The sequence below is a fragment of the Galenea microaerophila genome (assembly GCF_054657255.1).
Genome location: NZ_BAAHWZ010000001.1, coordinates 170,048 through 189,221, shown reverse-complemented (window position 1 = coordinate 189,221; position 19,174 = coordinate 170,048). Strand labels below are relative to the sequence as shown.

Here is a 19,174-nt window from a genome sequence, read left to right as displayed (position 1 = left end):
ATTTACCCTGTTCGGCGCATTAAAGCCCAAGCCAGCAGAATAAGAAGCACAGAAGGCATAAATGCGCCCACTATCACCGGCCAATGGTAAACCACACTTAAATTGCCAAAAATTTGATTAAGTAGCGTAAAGCCCATCCCAATTAAAATCCCAACAAAAATGCGCTGCCCCATGCTCACCTGCCGCTGAGAACCAAAAATCAGTGGAAATACCAGAGCCAGCATGCCGATAATCACCAAAGGGCTGGCCAATTTTCGCCAAAAGGCCAGTTCATAAGGCGCCGCATCCAATCCATTCAGCTGTAAAAACTGAATGTAACGATAGAGATCCAATATACTCATATAGCGAATCTCTACATTTAAACTCTTTAACAGCTCTGAAGTCAGTGGCAAAGTGGTTGGCAGTGCGGATAGGGTCTCTGTTTGAAACTGCAATTGCGGCTGATGTAACTGCTGCATAAAAGGTTGATGAGAAGGTTGAAAACTTAATTTTTGCACGCGAACCTGCTTTAACACCCAATGCCCTTGCTGATAAACCGCCTGCTTTGCCCAGAGAATCTCTTTAAGACGATGATTTTCAAATTGATACACCGTCACAGGCGCCAACAGATGGTCATTCACAAAATGTCCAACTTCAATATAACGACTTTTTGTCCCTATCTGCTCTTTTAACCAAAACCCCTCTTGTCCATTGATCGAAAAACTGCGGTGCAACGCTTCATCCCGCATTTTTTTCGCATAGGCTTCACTTTTGGGCGCAATCGATTCTCCCAACAGGGTCACCACCAACCAGAGTACAAACACCCCTTTCATGACCGCCCAGAAGATTCGACTCACCGACCAGCCCGTAACGCGTAAAATGGTTAGTTCAGAGTGATTGGCTAAGCCACCCAGCCCGATTAAGGCGCCGATTAATAAAGCAATGGGGAAGAGTTCATAGCCATAGACCGGTAGCTTTAATACCGTATAAAGCGTGGCTTGATTAAACGTATAAGAGGGTGAAATCTTTCCCAGTTGAATCATAAATTCGGAAAAGCCCATAATGACCAACAGTACCAACCACACAATCAAAGTATGCGCAATGACGGTTTTCGCCAAATAGCGTTCGATAATATTCCATTTCAACCCAGCCATTACACCGCCCCCTTCAATCGAGACAACCGTTTTTTAGCGGGGGGTTGATAGAGTGCAAAAAACAAAAATGCCAGCGGCACCGGCCATAGCCCCCATCGCCAACCCAACACCCCCTCTGCAATCAAATCTCGACCTGTGACCAACAGTTGGTTATAGATCACATACAGCACTATGGCGATAAATAGCTTGGCAAAGCGCCCCTCTCTCGGGCCAGTTTTGCTCAGCTTTAGCCCTAACAACCCTAAAACCATCACCCCCACAGGCACCACCAATCGCCAAGCCAATAACGCTTGTAAAGAAGGATCCTCAGAATGCCACAACTCTGCCGTCGATTTTGACCATTTTGTAGGCTTAGAGGGAGCAATTTGGATCTGTGGCAAGACGCCTTCAAATCGGTCAAACTTCTGCACCACAATGGGCTGCCTCTCTTTTTGAGCCATCTGCTGCCCCAACCCTTCATAAGATTGACCCTTTTCTAAAACCAACATCAGCGCATCATCCCGCCACTCAAAATGCCCTTTAGGCGCCATCATAATCAAAGTTTGATCCGCTTGCTTCAGCTTAATCCAAGCGTGCGTAAAATGCCCTTCCTGAGAAATCTGTTGCGCGTAAAACACACCTTGACCATTAGGCAGGGCGTTAAATTTCCCTGCGACCAATCCAGCCACAGGCGTTTGGGCCTTGGCTTGTTGAATCAGCGTACGTTCTGTTTGATAGGCCCATGGGGTCACCCAGAGTGTGATCCAAGCGGTCAAAAGGGCAATCGGCAGTAAGAAAATCAACACCTGTTTTTGAAAATAGCGCGGACCAATCCCGCAGCTGTTGAGGACCACCATCTCTTGATCTTGATAGAAGCGACCAAATGCCAGCATCACACTCAATAAAGCCACCAACGGCAAAATCACCTCTAAAGCGGGGGGAATTTTCAATAACAATACTTGCGACACGATATTTGAAGGTAACTGACCGCTCACCGCCATGGCCAATAGTTTTGAAGCCTCCGTGCCAAATGTGATCAGCAACAACACCAGCAGCACTGCTACAAACGTAGTCCACAGCTCTTTTAGAATGTAATGGTCAAGAATTCGCAAAACCTACTCCAATATGAGTAAAATAAAAATATTAATTAAACATATTATAAGGAATCCACCATGAAAAAAATTCAGTTCTCACTCCTTGATCAACTGCCTAAAAAACTTAACGACGCATTTGATACTTTGGTGCTGCCTGCATTTCAGGGCAGCAAACAGCCAGAAGTGATTGCAGAACTGGGTTTAAAAGAGACCTTAACGCAATTAATGGACAGTGGCGATTTTAGTGGTGAAAACGGCCAGACCTTACTGATGAGTCATAACCCTAACTTGCCCACAAAAAGAGTGCTCTGGGTTGGGTTTGGCAAAAAGAAAAATTTGACGGTTAAACCTGTGCTATCGGCTTTGCAAGCTGCCGCCAAAGCCATTGACCACAGTGGCGCCCAAAAAGCTTTCAGCGCTCTAACCCATGTCGTGCCTGAGAGCGAAAAAACCGCTTGGGCCGTCTATCAAAATGCATTGACCCTGCAGAATAGCTTTTATGACTATGAACATGAAAGCCGTGGTCAAAAGCCACGTTGCCGGGATCCAAAACTGGAAGCCGTCACTTATCTTGTGCCTAAAGAGAAACAAAAACTTGAGGCCGTCTTAGCCCAAGCACAAGCCACTGCAGAAGGCATGATCTTAACCCGTGATTTGGCGAATATGCCCAGTAATTATTGCACCCCCCTCTTTTTAGCCGAAACCGCCGCGATGCTGGCAGAGCAACATCAAGAGATTACGGTCAATATTCTTGAAGAAGCTGATTGCGAAAAATTAGACATGGGCGCTTTTTTAGCGGTAGCGCAAGGCAGTGAAACACCTGCCAAATTCATCACATTAAGCTATCAAGGCGGTAAACAAAATGAGGCGCCCATTGCCCTTGTAGGGAAAGGCATCACCTTTGATACCGGCGGCATTTCCATTAAACCCGGCGCGGCAATGGATGAAATGAAATACGATATGGCAGGCGGCGCAGCCGTTTTGGGCGTATTCAAAGCGCTGGGGGAACTCAAACCCAATCTCAATGTGGTCGGGGTCATTCCGGCTACTGAAAATATGCCCTCCGGCAAAGCACTCAAACCAGGCGATGTGATTCGCTCCATGTCAGGCCAAACCATTGAAGTCCTGAATACCGATGCGGAAGGACGTTTAATTCTCTGTGATGCCCTCACCTATGCCCAACAGACCTTTAAACCGAGCAAAGTCATCGATATCGCCACCTTAACCGGTGCTTGTATTATTGCCCTTGGTCATCACATTTCAGGACTCATGAGTAATGATGAAGATTTGGCTCAAGCCATTTTAGCAGCAGGTAACCGTACCTATGACCGCTTCTGGCAGCTCCCCTTAAGCGAAGAGTATGATGAACAGCTAAAATCCAATTTTGCCGATATGGCGAATATTGGGGGGCGCGCTGCAGGGACGATTACTGCGGGCCAGTTCCTACAACGCTTTATCAAAAAAGTGCCTTGGGCGCACTGTGATATTGCTGGAACCGCTTGGGTAAGTGGCGAAAATAAGGGGGCCACAGGTCGTCCTGTCCCCGCTATGGTTGAATTTCTACTCAATCAAGCGCAATAACGCTAAAGATGCAAACCTCAAACAGACAAGTCGCTGAGCAGGATGTCGTGTTCTATGTCTTGAACAGCGATGATCCCCATACGCTGGATCAATTTATCGCAAAACTCTGTCAAAAAATCTTGTCTGAACAACGACAGTGTGACATTCGATTAGCGGACGAGATGACCATGGAGCGGCTCAATCGCTCTTTATGGGCATTCAAACCCGAAAGCTTTCTTCCTCATAGCATACAAAACCAGTGCCCTGCCCCGATTCAGTTGTGGACAGAAAAAATTACGCAACCGAAAAAAGATGTTTTGCTCAATTTACATCCAGATTTCCCAGTCCTGCACCCCCAATATCAACGCACCATAGAAGTGTTAGACCAAAGTGCAGCCCTGATTGAACGCGGCAGACAACGCTGGAGACAGTATAAACAAGCGGGCTTCGAACCGATTGTGCATAAAATAGGCCAAAAATAGGAGACTCATTGATGGATATCACCCAGCTACTCACCTTTAGCGTGCAAGAACATGCCTCAGACCTGCACATCTCATCTGGACTGCCGCCTCTCATTCGCATTGATGGTGATATCCGTAAGATTGATATTCCCCCTTTGGATGAAAAAACCGCTCATAGCATGATTTATGATGTCATGAATGATGCGCATCGCAAAGAGTTTGAAGAACATTTAGAGCTGGATTTCTCATTTGAACTGCCACATGTCGCCCGCTTTCGTGTCAATGTCTTTATGCAAAATCGAGGCATTGCCGCCGTCATGCGGACCATCCCAGAAAAGGTGCTCACACTTGAAGAGCTCAATGCCCCTGAAATCTTTAAAGATATTGCCCTCTCCCCTCGAGGTATTGTGCTGGTGACCGGTCCAACCGGTTCGGGGAAATCGACTACGCTGGCCGCCATGGTAGACTATATCAATCAAAACCACCATGTCCATATTCTCACCATTGAAGACCCGATTGAATTTGTTCACCATTCAAAACGCTGTCTAATCAACCAACGTGAAGTGCATCGAGATACCAAAAGTTTTAACAATGCGTTGCGTTCCGCCTTGCGGGAAGACCCGGATGTGATTTTAGTAGGGGAGCTCCGAGATTTAGAAACCATTCGTTTAGCCCTCACCGCAGCAGAAACGGGCCACCTTGTGCTTGGTACGCTCCACACCAGCTCAGCCGCCAAAACAGTGGACCGGATTATTGATGTTTTTCCCGCTGGAGAAAAAGATTTAGTGCGCAGCATGCTCTCCGAATCCTTACGAGCCGTGATTGCACAAACTTTACTGAAAAAGATTGGCGGCGGACGGGTTGCAGCACATGAAATTATGATCTCCAACAGCGCTGTTCGTAATTTAATCCGAGAAGATAAAATTCCACAACTCTACTCAACCATAGAGATCTCCAATAAAAAAGGCATGCAGACCTTAGATCAAGATCTGCGACGCTTAGTCGATGCGGGCATTGTGGATAAAGCAGAAGCGCGCCTGAAAGCAGTAAAAAAAGAGGCGTTTCTATAATGACGCAAACAGCCATTCAAGCACAACTGCATGCGATTTTAAAAGCTTTCGTGGCGCAAAAAGGCTCGGATCTTTTTGTGACCGTCGGCGCCCCGGTCTCGATTAAAGTGAATGGCGAGCTTAAAGCGCTCACCAAAGAGGCTTTAACCCCCGAAATGGCTCGACAGCTGGTCTATGGCTTAATGAATGATCAGCAAAAAGCAGAGTTTGACACCCATCATGAATGCAATTTTGCCTATCGTCTTCCCAAGATCGCACGTTTCCGGGTCAATGCCTTTATGCAGCGAGGTGAGCCTGGGCTGGTCATCCGCATGATTAAGACAGTCATACCCCATGCCGATGACCTCAATTTACCCCCCATTCTGAAAGATCTCGTGATGGCGAAACGTGGCTTAATGCTTTTTGTAGGCGCCACTGGGTCAGGAAAATCCACCTCTTTGGCGGCTCTGGTAGGGCATCGTAATGAACATTCACATGGTCACATCATTACCATCGAAGATCCGATTGAGTTCCTGCATCCCAATAAGGGATGTATTGTGACCCAACGCGAAGTCGGCACCGATACCGAATCCTATGAAACCGCCTTAAAAAACACCTTACGCCAAGCTCCTGATGTGATTTTAATTGGCGAAATTCGTGCACAAGAAACCATGAATCATGCCATTGCTTTTGCCGAAACGGGTCACCTCTGCCTCTCTACCTTGCATGCCAATAATACCAACCAAGCTTTGGACCGCATCATTAACTTTTTCCCAGAAGAACGGCGCGACCAGCTGCTCATGGATCTCTCGTTGAATCTGAAAGCGATTGTTTCTCAACGACTGATTCCTAAAATCGGGGGTGGACGCATTGCCGCCTTTGAAATTTTAATCAATACACCGCGCATTTCCGATTTGATTTTTAAAGGTCAAGTGCATGAATTAAAAGAAGCGATTACCGCTTCCAGAGATCAAGGCATGCAAACCTTTGACCAAGCGCTATTTAACCTTTATGAAAAAGGTGACATTCGCTATGAAGATGCGTTACGCAATGCGGATGCGGTCAATGACCTCCGTCTGAAAATCAAACTCAACAGCCAACGCTTTAAACAAGAGCAGGGTGAAAATAACACCCTCAAGGATGAGGTCCCGCAGTTTAGCATTAAAGACGATTAGCGCTCAATCACCAATCCCCACCATAAACGCCTTAGCTTGTTGAATTTCATCCCGAAGCTGCGCGGCCTTTTCAAACTCTAATGACTTGGCCGCCGCATACATTTGCTTTTCCAACTTTTTAATCTGCGCAGCCAGTTCAGAAGGTTTCATTTGCGCATAGGGGGAGGCACTGTCATAGTTGACAACCGGTTCTGCGACTTTCTGCCCGCTGCCTCGCGGCTTAATCGCATAAGGCGAATCCTCTAAAATATCCGTTACCTTTTTATTAAGTTTCTGTGGGGTAATCCCTTTTTCTTCATTAAAAGCTTTTTGCTTCGCTCGACGCCTTTCGGTTTCGCCAATGGCTTTCTGCATGGAATCGGTGATTTTATCGGCATACAATATTGCCTTTCCATGCACATTCCGAGCTGCACGCCCAATGGTCTGAATCAGTGAGCGCTCTGAACGCAAAAAGCCCTCTTTATCCGCATCCAAAATCGCCACCAAAGAGACTTCGGGGATATCCAGCCCTTCTCGCAATAGGTTAATCCCCACTAATACATCAAATTCCCCTAAACGCAAATCACGAATAATTTCAATGCGCTCCACGGTATCGATATCCGAATGCAGATAGCGCACGCGAATATTGTGTTCTTCCAGATATTCGGTCAAATTTTCCGCCATGCGTTTGGTTAATACCGTGACCAATACTCGCTCATTCACCTCTGTACGCAATTTGATTTCACCTAATAAATCATCCACTTGAGTCAAGGCTGGCCGCACTTCAATTTCAGGGTCTAACAAGCCTGTCGGCCGCACCACCTGCTCCACAATTTTAGCGCCCTTCTCAGCCTCATAGTTGCCGGGGGTGGCGGACACAAAAATGGTTTGCGGCATTAAGCGTTCAAACTCTTCAAATTTCAAGGGGCGATTGTCCATCGCTGAGGGCAAGCGAAAACCATAGGTGACCAAATTTTCCTTACGTGAACGATCCCCTTTATACATGCCGCCTATTTGCGGAATGGTGACATGGCTTTCATCAATCACCATTAAGGCATTGTTTGGCAGATAATCCAGTAGTGTCGGGGGCGGTGCGCCTTCTGGACGACCAGAGAGATAGCGCGAATAGTTTTCAATGCCGGAGCAATAACCAAGTTCTTGCATCATCTCCAAATCCAATTTGGTGCGCTCTTCTAGCCGTTGCGCTTCAACCAATTTATTTTGTGCGCGCAATTCTTCAAGGCGAATTTTTAAATCCACCTTCACCTGCTCAATGGTACTTAAGATACGCTCTCTAGGCGTCACATAATGCGATTTTGGATAAACAGTCACGCGTGATGGTCGGCTAACCACTTCCCCCGTCAAAGGATCAAACCAGCTAATTTTTTCCACTTCATCATCAAACAGTTCAATGCGCACGGCATACTGCTCGGCTTCCGCAGGAAAAATATCAATCACCTCACCTCGAACGCGAAAGGTACCGCGCCATAGTTCAATATCGTTGCGCGTATATTGCATGGTCGTCAGCTGCTGCAAAATCTCTCTTTGACTGATTTCATCTCCCAAGCGCAACTGTAAAATCATTTTCAGATACTGATCCGGATCGCCCAACCCATAGATGGCAGACACCGTCGCCACCAAAATCACATCTTGCCGTTCCATCAAAGCCTTAGTCGCGGAAAGACGCAGCTGCTCAATCTGCTCATTGACTGAAGAATCTTTAGCAATATAGGTATCGGATGCGGGTACATAAGCTTCCGGCTGGTAGTAATCGTAGTAAGAGACAAAATACTCCACCGCATTATTCGGAAAAAAGCCTTTCATCTCACCATACAATTGTGCCGCTAAGGTTTTATTGTGCGCCATAATAATCGTCGGCCGCTGCACCTCTTGAATCACATTGGCGATGCTAAATGTCTTCCCAGAACCGGTCACCCCCAATAGCGTCTGAAACGCTTCGCCATCATTTAGCCCCTCCACAAGCTGCGCAATGGCTGTAGGCTGATCGCCTGCTGGGTCATAAGGAGAAACCAATTCAAATTTTTTTGCCATAAATCCTCGATAAGATGCTGATTGACTACCAAAATAAGGAACTCGATATTATAATCAAGATTAATACTGATAAAATAAAAAGAGAGCAGCCATGAGCCAAGATGCCAACCGTTTATCCGACCGAGTGAATCGTGTCCAACCCTCTTTGACCCTAATCATTACCGCCAAAGCCGCAGAGTTACGTCGTCAAGGCAGAGATATTGTCAGTCTTGGCGCAGGTGAACCCGATTTTGAGACGCCTGATCATATCAAGCAGGCGGGCATTCGAGCCATTGAGGAAGGAAAAACTCGCTACACTGCAGTAGATGGCATTCCTGAACTGAAAGCCGCCATTCAAGCCAAATTTAAGCGGGACAATGAACTGGATTATGCTATGGATGAGATTTTGGTCTCATCGGGTGGCAAACAGAGTTTTTATAATCTTTGCCAAGCCGCATTGAATGATGGCGATGAAGTTATTATCCCAGCCCCTTACTGGGTCTCCTATCCCGATATGGCCCTCCTAGCCGGCGGCAAGCCGGTCATTGTTCAAGCCGGCATCGAACAAGGATTTAAAATCACGCCAGAGCAACTCGAAAATGCACTCAGCGAAAAAACACGTCTATTTATTTTAAATAGTCCCAGCAACCCCACCGGTGCGGTTTATACACGAGAAGAATTACGGGCATTAGCCGATGTCTTAAAAGCTTATCCTCAGGTGATTATTGCTTCTGATGATATGTATGAACATATTATTTTAGGCGACACCCCCTTCACCAATATCCTGCAGGTCGCCCCCGAACTGAAGGATCGTACTGTGGTGATGAATGGCGTTTCTAAAGCTTACTCCATGACTGGCTGGCGCATTGGCTATGCTGGCGGTCCTAAAGATTTGATTGCCGGTATGCGCAAGGTACAATCACAAAGCACCTCCAACCCCTGTTCCATCTCGCAATATGCAGCGACAGAAGCCCTTAATGGCCCTCAAGACTGTATTCAAACCATGCTTGCGGCCTTTAAAGAACGTCATCAATTTGTCGTTGAGCGCATTAATCAAATCCCTGGCTTTAAATGCATCCCTGCGCAAGGGGCCTTTTATGCCTTTATCGATGTGAGCGAAGCGATGGTACAAAAAGGATTTGAAAACGATGCCGACTTTGCCGCCGCTATTTTAGAGGAAGTCGAGGTCGCCGTCGTACCTGGTTCTGCTTTCGGCGCTGAACAACACATCCGCATTAGCTTTGCCACCAGTTTAGACAATCTTAAAGAAGCGCTCAATCGCATTGAGCGTTTTATGAAAAAGTAAAAACGCTTTGCGCCCTTATGTTTAAAAACCTCTGATGCCGCCCTTTAAGGCTGTCAGAGGTCAGTCAATGAATTTGCTTATAAAATTTGTATATCCGTATATAACTGTTCACTTATAAGTAAATTTATGCTATATTTCAATGGCCATTCAAACAAGGAGACTGAAATGGAAAATTTTGCTGATTATTTAAACGCATTTGACTATCACGAAAGACAGGCGATGAAAATTCAGCTACCGGAAATGTTGGCGCTTTATAAAAAAGGGGAAGCTCAGATCATTGATATTCGCTTTCGGGAAGAGTATGAGGCTTGGCACTTAGGATTTGGCGACCATATCCCTTTGAATGAATTGCCCGATCGTTTAGATGAAGTTGATCCCACAAAAACCATTGTCACTATCTGCCCTCACTATGACCGAGCAGAAATTGCCAGACTTTTTTTAAGACTAAAAGGCTATAACGCTCGTTACTTAACTGATGGCATGCTGGGCATTGTCAATTATCTTCGTGGAGATATTGCAAAAGACTATATGGCCAAACTTAATCAATAAATGGAGACTCGACAGGTGGAATCATTCATTAAAAATGTGATCCCAAGTGAAATGGCAACCATGCGCATTAGCATTGAAGATTTTATTGCCCTCTACAATGAAGGGAAATGTGAATTAGTCGATATTCGTGTACCCATGGAGACGGATATTTGGCAGCTGAATTTTGGTTTAAAGATTCCAGCACCGGAACTCCCTGAACGCCTAGATGAATTGCCAAAAGATAAACTCATTGTTGTGGCATGTCCACAAACTGATCGCTCAAATATGACACGCACTTGGCTGGCTGCACAAGGTTTTGAGGCGAAGTATTTGATGGGCGGATTACTCGGACTCATGGACCATCTGAAAGGTGGCAATGCCCAAAAAATTAAGAGACTTTAATTCATGGATGCAGGGCTTTTACATTACGCGCTTTATTTCTTCCTCACAGTGGTCTTTTCTACCCTATTTGCCATGGGAGGGGTTGGCTCAGCCATCGGCTTAGTGCCCATCTTTTCTATGATGGGCATGCCACTTAATTTGGCCAAAGCTACGGGGTTATTTATCAACTCCGCTTCTACAATCACCGCTTCAATCATGAACTTCTTCCGCGGTGTATTAGATATCAAATTTGCTGTGCCCCTCATTATTGCCATTCTCATTGCGACCCCTATTGGCGCTTGGCTGAGTCAATATATCCGTAAAGAGATTGTAGAATGGATATTGGTGGCTTTTTTGATTGTCAGTGCTCTGCTGCTCCTATTTAGCAAGCGAGAAACCAAAGTCGTCTATGATAAACCTTGGATTCTCTTTTTGATTGGAGGTAGCGTTGGAGTGATCTCTGGCCTCATCGGTGTTGGGGGTGGGGCTTTAATGATGCCCCTACTCATTCTCCTCGGCTTTGATGCGAAAAAAACCGCTTATGCGATTAGTTTCGTAATACCTTTCTCTTCATTAGGCGCCTTTGCCACCTATCTCTCTTTTGTCGAGATGGACTGGGTCTTGCTTGGTGTGGTCACCCTTGCAGCCATTATTGGCGGTTATTTAGGGGATTTTATCATGCACTATCGCTTTAGTGCGGCACAGGTGAAAAAACTGATCGCTGTCATCTTGCTTCTGTTGGCGGCTAAAATGATTTATCAACTCTTAGGAGGATAACTGTGATTCATATTCTACAAAAAATTGCGGATTGGGTCATTGACCATGAAAAAAATGCCGCCACCGACTGTAGTGTTCCCAATGAAATTATTGAGGATTGGTTAAAAACAATTGAAGAACGGAAAAAGCACATGGCTGAAGAAGGAAACACCGATTCTGAACAGTATCAGATGCTTGAAGAGTTAGATCGGAAAGTGAAAGAAATCGAAGCTATTCGTCAGAAAAAATGTGAGATTCCTCAAAAATCTTAGCCGATGCGTTTCTTCTCTTGTAATAGCCTCAGCAAAGCCGCATAGGCTCGTCCTTCCGTAAAGTGCGGATGAGCGATAAGCGCTTGCCAATCGTCCAGTTTCCAAGGAATCACTTCTAAAGGTTCCGGCTCATCGCCTTCTGCTTGTGCCGGCACCAATCCTTCCGCCAACACCAAATGGGTTTGATGGGTCATATAACCCGCTGCCAAACTCACTTTGTCTAACAAGCTCACTTCCTGTGGCCGGTAGCCCACCTCTTCCATTGTCTCCCGCACCGCAGCCTCAGCCCATACTTCACCTGGATCAATCTTACCCTTAGGAAATCCCAGTTCATAATGGCGCATACCACAGGCATACTCTTTAATTAAAAGTAGCGTCTCGCTGTCCAACATGGGCAAAATCAATACAGCACCTGTCGTTGAACTCATCATACGTTCATAAACCACTTCTACCCCATTTTGAAATCTAAGCTGCTGCGCTTGCACGGTAAAAAGACGTGTCTGCGCAACAATCGATTCGGATAAAATTTCAGGTAATGGATGATCTTGAGACATAATAAAATCCTTATTGAGCACTTTGCATAAGTGGGACATGCGCGATAACAGAAGATAAAATTTATCTAAATCTAAACAGCAAATGCAGGTAATATAACCCACTCTTGTCAAATTTGAGCCATCTCGTGCAAAGGTCTTTTATATGAGTGATAAGCATAACACGCCCAATCTTCCTTGGAAAGCCATTGAGACGGTCTTGCTAGATATGGATGGGACTTTGCTGGATCTCCATTTTGATTACCACTTTTGGTTGGAATTTCTCCCTCAAGTCTATGCAGAAAAAAATCATTTAACGCTGGAAGAAGCGAATCAAATCATTCATCAGAAAATCCACTCTCAAGCCGGCACACTCAATTGGTACTGCTTGGACTACTGGACGCAAACCCTACAACTGCCGGTTGCTGAATTAAAAAAAGAGGTGAAATACCTGATTCAAGTTCATCCCGATGTGATTCAGTTTTTACAAGCTTTAAAATCAGCAGGTAAAACCATTGTGATGGTGACGAATGCTCACCGAGACAGCTTAGCGCTCAAGCTGGAAGAGACCGAAATTGGCCCCTATTTTGATTACCTCATCTCAGCCCACGATTTTGGACTGCCAAAAGAGGCAGTTGAAATTTGGGACAAAATCCGATCGGTTGTGCCTTACAATCCTAAAACCACGCTGCTTATCGATGATAATACGCAAGCCCTACAATCGGCGCAACAATATGGCATTCAATACCTTCTATGCGCACAATTTGTCAGCCCCAAATTAGATAAAATTGATTGTAAAGGCTTTCCCGCCTTTATAGATTTTAAGACCTTATTGCGAGACCTTTGCACGAGATGATTCTACGGCTAAAAATGGCTAAAATTTCCCCTATCGTCGTTGGAAAACTTGGCAATAGCTGGCTATTGCCTGCGTTTCCCGCCTAGATATGGAAAATTTTTTCTCATTTTTAGCTCGCATCCCACTCATGCAAAGGTCTCGCTGCAATCATTACCCGCACGGTCATAAAAACAAAAAAGCCGCAACCTGTTACCAGATTGCGGCTTTAAAACACCTAGAATTAAGTGTTAGCGATTATTCAAAAATAATCTTACCATGCTTTTCTTTGACATAAACTGTCTGTCCAGGCAAGAAATCACCTTTCAGAATCCGTTCTGCCAAAGGATTCTCGATATACTCTTGAATCGCACGTTTCAATGGTCTTGCACCAAATAGTGGATCAAATCCAATTTCACCTAAGAAATCAAGCGCTTCGTCGCTGATTTCTAGATCTAACTCGTTTTCTTCCAGACGCTCATGGAGACGTTGAAGTTGAATTTCAACAATCTTACGAATCTCTTCACGTCCAAGTGGGTGGAAGACCACAATATCATCAATACGGTTAATAAATTCAGGTCGGAAATGTCCGCCCACAATTTCCATCACCGCATTTTTCATCTCTTCATAAGGCTCATGCTGCTTCTCTTGAATCACATGTGAACCTAAGTTTGAGGTCATAATAATGACCGTGTTCTTAAAGTCTACGGTACGACCTTGCCCATCGGTCAAACGACCATCGTCTAATACTTGCAGCAAGATGTTAAAGACATCAGGGTGTGCTTTCTCGACCTCATCCAACAAAATTACCGAATAAGGTTTACGACGCACCGCCTCTGTTAAATAACCACCTTGCTCATAGCCGACATACCCTGGAGGTGCACCAATCAATCTTGCAACTGAATGCTTCTCCATGAACTCGGACATATCGATACGTACAATCGCATCCCGCGTATCAAACAGGTAATCAGCCAATGCTTTTGTGAGCTCTGTCTTACCAACCCCTGTAGGCCCTAAGAAGAGGAAAGAGCCAATTGGACGGTTAGGATCTGATAATCCCGCACGTGAACGTCTAATCGCATTAGAGACCGCTTTAACCGCTTCCTCTTGGCCAACCACGCTTTTTTGCAGCACTTCTTCCATCTTCAACAGTTTTTCACGCTCACTTTGAAGCATTTTCGAAACAGGAATACCGGTCCAACGAGAAACCACTTCCGCAATCTCTTCATCCGTGACTTTATTTTTCAATAAGTGAGGCTGATTATCTTCACCTAACTCTGCTTTTTCAGCTTCAGCAATCTTACGCTCTAATTCTGGAATCACACCATATTGGATTTCAGACATTTTTTGTAAGTTGCCTTCACGCTGAGCCGCTTCCAATTCAATACGCGCTTTTTCAAGCTGTTCTTTCAACTCTTTAGCGCCTTCTAGCAAGGCTTTATCGCGCTTCCAGATCTCTTCGAGTTCTGAATACTGTTTCTCAAGATCTGCAATCTCTTCTTCGAGCAGTTGTAGACGCTTTTTAGCCGCCTCATCTTTCTCTTTTTTCAGTGCTTCGCGTTCGATTTTAAGTTGAATCAAACGTCGTTCAAGTTTATCCAACTCTTCTGGCTTGGAATCGATCTCCATACGAATACGCGAAGCCGCTTCATCAATCAAATCAATCGCTTTATCCGGTAACTGACGATCGGTAATATAGCGTTGAGAGAGATGCGCTGCAGCAATAATGGCTGAATCCGTAATGGTCACCCCATGATGCACTTCATAACGCTCTTTTAAACCACGCAAAATCGCAATGGTATCCTCTTCGCTCGGTTCATCCACCAACACTTTTTGGAAACGACGTTCAAGCGCAGAATCCTTTTCAATATACTCACGATATTCATTCAAAGTGGTCGCACCGATACAGTGCAGTTCGCCACGCGCCAAAGCAGGCTTGAGCATATTCCCTGCATCCATTGCACCATCACCGCCACCACCGGCGCCGACCATCGTATGGATTTCATCAATAAAGAGAATAACGCGTCCTTCTTCTTTCGCCACCTCATTTAAGAGTGCTTTAAGGCGCTCTTCAAATTCCCCGCGATATTTAGCACCTGCTAAAAGGGCTGCCAAGTCTAATGAAAGGACCCGCTTTTCACGCAATCCTTCTGGAACTTCTCCATTCACAATTCGTTGCGCCAAACCTTCTACAATGGCGGTTTTACCCACCCCTGGTTCACCAATCAGTACGGGATTGTTCTTAGTACGACGTTGTAGCACCTGAATCGCACGACGAATCTCATCATCCCGTCCGATAACAGGATCTAACTTCCCTTCTTCAGCACGCTTGGTTAAATCTAATGTATATTTTTCTAACGCTTGCCGAGTATCTTCTGCATTTTGCTCTTGCACGGTCTCACCTCCTCTTACTTTTTCAATTGCTTGTTCTAAATTTTCTTTCGATGCGCCAGCTGCTTTTAAGACATCTGCGGCGACATCATTGGTGTCTAATAAGGCCAAGAAAAACAACTCACTCGCAATATAGGTATCTCCTTTTTCTTGCGCAAGTTTATCCATGGCCATTAAAATTCGGTTAGTTTGCTGTGAGATATGTACATCTCCAGCCCCACTCACCTTTGGCAAAGTCTCTAACTTTTCGTTAACTGCTTGCTTCAGCTGGGCAATATCGATTCCGGCTAATTTCAATAAAGCCCCTTGAGGCTCTATCAAGGCTGCCAAAATATGCAATGGCTCAATAAATTGATTGCTATGATTCATCGCCAAAGCTTGAGCATCTGCCAAAGCCTTCTGAAACTGATTTGTAAATTTATCAATCATGACTTAACTCCATAAAATTCCTAACTGAGAGATATATGGCGTTATTTAATTTTTTTTCAAGTGGATACAGTACAATTTCAATACGCATGGACTGATCATAACCACTAAGAGGGATTAGATGGATACTTTTTTCTTTTTACTGTCAAAAATTACGTGGATGTTTTTAAGTCCCATTAGTTTTATTCTACTCGCTTTAATTTTGGGCGGACTATTGTGGCGCACCCACACCTGGCAGAAATTAGGAAGGCGACTCTTTTTCATAGGCTCTCTATTTGCCATTACGATCATCGCTTATCCAGTAGGGGATTTTTTTATTCAACCTTTAGAAAAGCGCTTTCCCATTTTGACGGAAAAAACTCTGCCACAAAAAGTGGACGGGATTATTATTCTTGGAGGCGGTGAAGAACTGGGACGCAGCTTGAGTTGGAAAGTGCCTCAAGTTGGTTTAGGCGGTGATCGCTATATTGCAGCAAAATATCTATCTGTACACTATCCTGAGGTACCTGTCATTTTTACCGGCGGCAGCGGTGATCCTTTTACGCAAAACAGTTTAGGAGAAGGATGGATCGCTAAGGGTTTATTTAAACAACTCAATATCCCCGCTAGCCGCTGGATCATTGAATCTAAATCGCGCAATACCTATGAGAATTTTAAATTTATTAAGCCGCGACTCCCCAAACCCAATGGCACCTATCTACTCATCACTTCTGCCTATCACATGCCGCGCTCTGTGGGCATTGCCCGTCAACAAGGCATTGATGTCATCCCCTACCCAACCGATTTTTTAAGCTATGACCCTGTGCATCGCCATTTTGATTTTAACGGCTATGACCATCTACATACTTTGCAGAAATCTGTACGGGAATGGATAGGGCTCACGGTTTATTATTTCACTGGAAAAACCAGTCGCTGGTTTCCAGGCGAAGAGAGTGAAAAAGATCGTATTGACAACTTAATATAAATGAATGAGATAAAAAAGGCGCTCTATCGCGATAGAGCGCCCTTCGAAAGGATTTGAAATACCGGTTATTAAGTCAAACAGGCATTTGCATACTTAATTATGAGTGATCATAAGCCTTATGCGCAAAATAGATCGCAGCGGCAATCAACATAATGGCTAAAGCATAATAAAGCAGTTCTAAAGGCTGAGTCGGTTTCAGAAAGATCGCTTGCTCAAAGAACATCACAATTAAAATCATCACAATCACTTTAGCCAAGCGGTCTTTTAAATCATCCAGTGAACGAATAAACAGAATTTTACTCGCCCCTTGTGAATTTTCAGCCACATCAATTTTAGAAATAAAGAGCTCATATAACCCTAAAGCAAAAATTAGCATAATGGTGCCTAATAAAAACCCATCGACCGCACTGACAATATGGGCAACGGTTTCCCCTTTGAGGGTGGCGCGTCCAGCCGCATCCAAACTGGCGTAATCCAACAGATGGACCAAAGTGTAATAAACATCGACAAACGTTAAATAAAACATCCCAAAAGCGGTTGCTAAACTGCCAATGACGGCAACAAAAACCACCAAACGACTGTTCCATAAGAAACTTTCGAAAAAGTGTTCAAGCTTACCATTGGTATTTTCACACTCTACAGGCTTTGAATTTTCTTGATGCATTTCCTTTCCTTTTTAAGATTTATTCTAAAGTTTCAATTGTAAAATTATGATTGGTATAAATACAAAGGTCTGCTGCAATGGTGAGCGCTCTTTCCACAATCTCTTTGGCAGATAGCTCAGTATTATGCATTAAAGCCTGCGCAGCTGCATGCGCATAATTCCCTCCTGAACCAATTGCGATAAAATCCTCTTGCGGCTCAATCACATCTCCTGTACCCGAAATCAATAGCATCGTCTCTTGATCTGCCACAATCATCATCGCTTCCAATTTACGTAAAGCACGATCGGTACGCCAATCTTTCGCCATCTCAACCGCCGCGCGCATCAACTGACCATTATGAGTTTGCAAACGCCCCTCAAACCGCTCAAACAAAGTAAATGCATCAGCGGTCGCCCCAGCAAAACCGGCAATCACCTGATCGTTATATAAACGGCGCACCTTACGTGCATTGCCTTTCATCACCACATGGCCTAGTGTAACCTGACCGTCTCCGCCAATAACCATCTGTCCATTGCGCTTAGCACATAAAATTGTGGTTCCTCTAAATGACATTTCACTCTCCAAAAATTAGTCTCTATATTTTACCGATTCAACCCATCTATTTAGACTTTTTTATCCTTCTTTTGATGACTCGCTCTCGGATGCGCTTGATCATAGACTTGCGCTAAATGTTGTAAGTCCAATTTGGTATAAATTTGGGTGGTTGAAAGGTTTTTATGCCCTAATAATTCTTGCACAGCGCGCAGATCGCCACTAGATTCCAATAAATGGGTGGCGCACGCATGACGTAATCGATGGGGAGAGACCTTCACTGGCAACCCCACTTGTTGAGCACGCTGATTTAATGCTTTTTGAATGCTGCGAATGCTTAATCGTCTACCAAAACGGTTAATAAAAACGGCATTTTCATCGGCTTGCACATGAGCTTCCCGCACGGATAGCCACTGCTGCAGCCACTTTTCCGCTTCTCGACCAATCGGCACTTGACGATCTTTTTGGCCTTTCCCTTGTTGAATAAAAATCCATCCCTGTTCTAAATTATCCAAGGCTGGAGACATATTTAAGCCTGACAGCTCAGCGACCCGCAAACCAGAAGAATAAAGCAGTTCAAACATTGTCTGATCCCTTAGTGCCAACCAATCAGACTGCTGGTTTTTAGGTGTTTGCTCAAGCAATTGTTGTGTCATGTCTGCAGAGAGGCTCTTGGGCAAGGGTTTGGGTTGCTTAGGCGGTTTGATACCCAAAGTCGGATTGTGCTTTACAAAGCTTCGTTCCAGTAAAAATTGATAAAAACTACGCAATGCAGAAAGTTGACGACGTAGCGTATTCGCGCCAATACCTGCTTGTAGACGAAAAGCCAAAAAATCTTGCACCGCCTGCTCACTGATACACTGCCAAGGCATTTTGTCTAACTTTCCTTTTCGCAACGCCTCACCTGAGCTCGCCGTTAGTAGCTTTTGGCTGCGTTTGGTTGGATACCAAAGTGCTTCCAAATCTGCAAAATTTTGCAGAAAAAAAATGCTAAATCCTTCAATATCACGACGGTAATTAGCCAATGTATGCGAGGAAAAATTACGACTGTTCAGCGAATCAATAAAAGCATCAAGTTCAGATTTCATAATCCTATTGTACAAAAAACGGAGCCGAAGCTCCGTTAATGAA

The 19,174-nt window shown here is 44.8% G+C and carries 19 protein-coding genes; 11 read left to right on the top strand and 8 right to left on the bottom strand.

Going from position 1 to position 19,174, the window contains the following annotated elements; genetic code table 11:
* Positions 1 to 2: 2 nt before the first annotated feature.
* Both lptG and lptF read right to left on the bottom strand, forming a co-directional pair.
* Complete coding sequence (gene lptG / locus ACYQ05_RS00890) at positions 3 to 1,133, bottom strand: LPS export ABC transporter permease LptG (RefSeq protein WP_459817570.1); 1,131 nt, start codon at positions 1,131 to 1,133, stop codon at positions 3 to 5.
* Positions 1,133 to 2,224, bottom strand: a complete 1,092-nt coding sequence (gene lptF, locus ACYQ05_RS00885) for an LPS export ABC transporter permease LptF (protein WP_459817569.1) — start codon at positions 2,222 to 2,224, stop codon at positions 1,133 to 1,135. Before lptF ends, lptG begins: the two co-directional genes overlap by 1 nt.
* Positions 2,225 to 2,284: 60 nt before the next feature.
* On the opposite strand from lptF, the gene ACYQ05_RS00880 reads away from it, so the two are divergent.
* From ACYQ05_RS00880 to ACYQ05_RS00865, 4 genes are read left to right on the top strand one after another with little or no spacing between them, the layout of a single operon-like run.
* Complete coding sequence (locus ACYQ05_RS00880; protein WP_459817568.1) at positions 2,285 to 3,787, top strand: leucyl aminopeptidase; 1,503 nt, start codon at positions 2,285 to 2,287, stop codon at positions 3,785 to 3,787.
* An 8-nt stretch (positions 3,788 to 3,795) separates the two neighbouring features.
* Positions 3,796 to 4,248, top strand: coding sequence for a DNA polymerase III subunit chi (locus ACYQ05_RS00875; RefSeq protein WP_459817567.1), 453 nt, complete (start codon positions 3,796 to 3,798; stop codon positions 4,246 to 4,248).
* Between the two features lie 11 nt (positions 4,249 to 4,259).
* Positions 4,260 to 5,297 (top strand): type IV pilus twitching motility protein PilT, encoded by a 1,038-nt coding sequence (locus tag ACYQ05_RS00870; protein WP_459817566.1) that lies wholly within the window; start codon positions 4,260 to 4,262, stop codon positions 5,295 to 5,297.
* A complete protein-coding gene (locus tag ACYQ05_RS00865) occupies positions 5,297 to 6,451 on the top strand; it encodes a PilT/PilU family type 4a pilus ATPase (RefSeq protein ID WP_459817565.1) in 1,155 nt (384 codons plus the stop codon). Before ACYQ05_RS00870 ends, ACYQ05_RS00865 begins: the two co-directional genes overlap by 1 nt.
* A gap of 3 nt (positions 6,452 to 6,454) precedes the next feature.
* Here ACYQ05_RS00865 and uvrB read toward each other — a convergent pair whose 3' ends face one another.
* The gene (uvrB, locus tag ACYQ05_RS00860; protein WP_459817564.1) at positions 6,455 to 8,482 is read right to left on the bottom strand and encodes an excinuclease ABC subunit UvrB; all 2,028 of its coding nucleotides are present in this window, start codon (positions 8,480 to 8,482) and stop codon (positions 6,455 to 6,457) included.
* A 91-nt stretch (positions 8,483 to 8,573) separates the two neighbouring features.
* On the opposite strand from uvrB, the gene ACYQ05_RS00855 reads away from it, so the two are divergent.
* The 5 genes from ACYQ05_RS00855 to ACYQ05_RS00835 all read left to right on the top strand — a co-directional run bounded on the left by ACYQ05_RS00855 (position 8,574) and on the right by ACYQ05_RS00835 (position 11,704).
* Complete coding sequence (locus ACYQ05_RS00855; RefSeq protein WP_459817563.1) at positions 8,574 to 9,767, top strand: pyridoxal phosphate-dependent aminotransferase; 1,194 nt, start codon at positions 8,574 to 8,576, stop codon at positions 9,765 to 9,767.
* A 165-nt stretch (positions 9,768 to 9,932) separates the two neighbouring features.
* Complete coding sequence (locus tag ACYQ05_RS00850) at positions 9,933 to 10,316, top strand: rhodanese-like domain-containing protein (RefSeq protein WP_459817562.1); 384 nt, start codon at positions 9,933 to 9,935, stop codon at positions 10,314 to 10,316.
* Between the two features lie 15 nt (positions 10,317 to 10,331).
* Positions 10,332 to 10,697 carry a rhodanese-like domain-containing protein gene (locus ACYQ05_RS00845; protein ID WP_459817561.1) on the top strand — a complete coding sequence of 122 codons (366 nt, stop codon included), beginning with the start codon at positions 10,332 to 10,334 and terminating at the stop codon, positions 10,695 to 10,697.
* 3 nt (positions 10,698 to 10,700) lie between these two features.
* A complete protein-coding gene (locus tag ACYQ05_RS00840) occupies positions 10,701 to 11,453 on the top strand; it encodes a sulfite exporter TauE/SafE family protein (RefSeq protein WP_459817560.1) in 753 nt (250 codons plus the stop codon).
* A 2-nt stretch (positions 11,454 to 11,455) separates the two neighbouring features.
* On the top strand, positions 11,456 to 11,704 hold the full coding sequence (locus ACYQ05_RS00835; protein WP_459817559.1) for a hypothetical protein: 249 nt from the start codon (positions 11,456 to 11,458) through the stop codon (positions 11,702 to 11,704).
* On the opposite strand, the gene nudE is transcribed toward ACYQ05_RS00835, so the two are convergent.
* Entirely contained in the window at positions 11,701 to 12,258 is a 558-nt protein-coding gene (gene nudE / locus ACYQ05_RS00830; RefSeq protein ID WP_459817558.1) for an ADP compounds hydrolase NudE, read from the bottom strand. The genes ACYQ05_RS00835 and nudE overlap by 4 nt on opposite strands.
* A gap of 142 nt (positions 12,259 to 12,400) precedes the next feature.
* Here nudE and yrfG point away from each other — a divergent pair, with 142 nt between their 5' ends.
* The gene (gene yrfG / locus ACYQ05_RS00825) at positions 12,401 to 13,090 is read left to right on the top strand and encodes a GMP/IMP nucleotidase (protein WP_459817557.1); all 690 of its coding nucleotides are present in this window, start codon (positions 12,401 to 12,403) and stop codon (positions 13,088 to 13,090) included.
* A gap of 234 nt (positions 13,091 to 13,324) precedes the next feature.
* On the opposite strand, the gene clpB is transcribed toward yrfG, so the two are convergent.
* Entirely contained in the window at positions 13,325 to 15,886 is a 2,562-nt protein-coding gene (gene clpB / locus ACYQ05_RS00820; RefSeq protein ID WP_459817556.1) for an ATP-dependent chaperone ClpB, read from the bottom strand.
* Between the two features lie 118 nt (positions 15,887 to 16,004).
* Between clpB and ACYQ05_RS00815 the strand changes: the two genes are divergently transcribed.
* Positions 16,005 to 16,847: a YdcF family protein gene (locus ACYQ05_RS00815; protein ID WP_459817555.1), complete on the top strand. Its 843-nt coding sequence runs from the start codon at positions 16,005 to 16,007 to the stop codon at positions 16,845 to 16,847.
* Positions 16,848 to 16,944: 97 nt separating this feature from the next.
* On the opposite strand, the gene ACYQ05_RS00810 is transcribed toward ACYQ05_RS00815, so the two are convergent.
* The 3 genes from ACYQ05_RS00810 to ACYQ05_RS00800 are packed head-to-tail and all read right to left on the bottom strand — an operon-like array spanning position 16,945 to position 19,131.
* Positions 16,945 to 17,511: a YqhA family protein gene (locus ACYQ05_RS00810; protein WP_459817554.1), complete on the bottom strand. Its 567-nt coding sequence runs from the start codon at positions 17,509 to 17,511 to the stop codon at positions 16,945 to 16,947.
* A 19-nt stretch (positions 17,512 to 17,530) separates the two neighbouring features.
* Positions 17,531 to 18,064, bottom strand: a complete 534-nt coding sequence (hslV, locus tag ACYQ05_RS00805) for an ATP-dependent protease subunit HslV (RefSeq protein WP_459817553.1) — start codon at positions 18,062 to 18,064, stop codon at positions 17,531 to 17,533.
* 50 nt (positions 18,065 to 18,114) lie between these two features.
* Positions 18,115 to 19,131: a tyrosine-type recombinase/integrase gene (locus tag ACYQ05_RS00800; protein ID WP_459817552.1), complete on the bottom strand. Its 1,017-nt coding sequence runs from the start codon at positions 19,129 to 19,131 to the stop codon at positions 18,115 to 18,117.
* Positions 19,132 to 19,174: the final 43 nt, after the last annotated feature.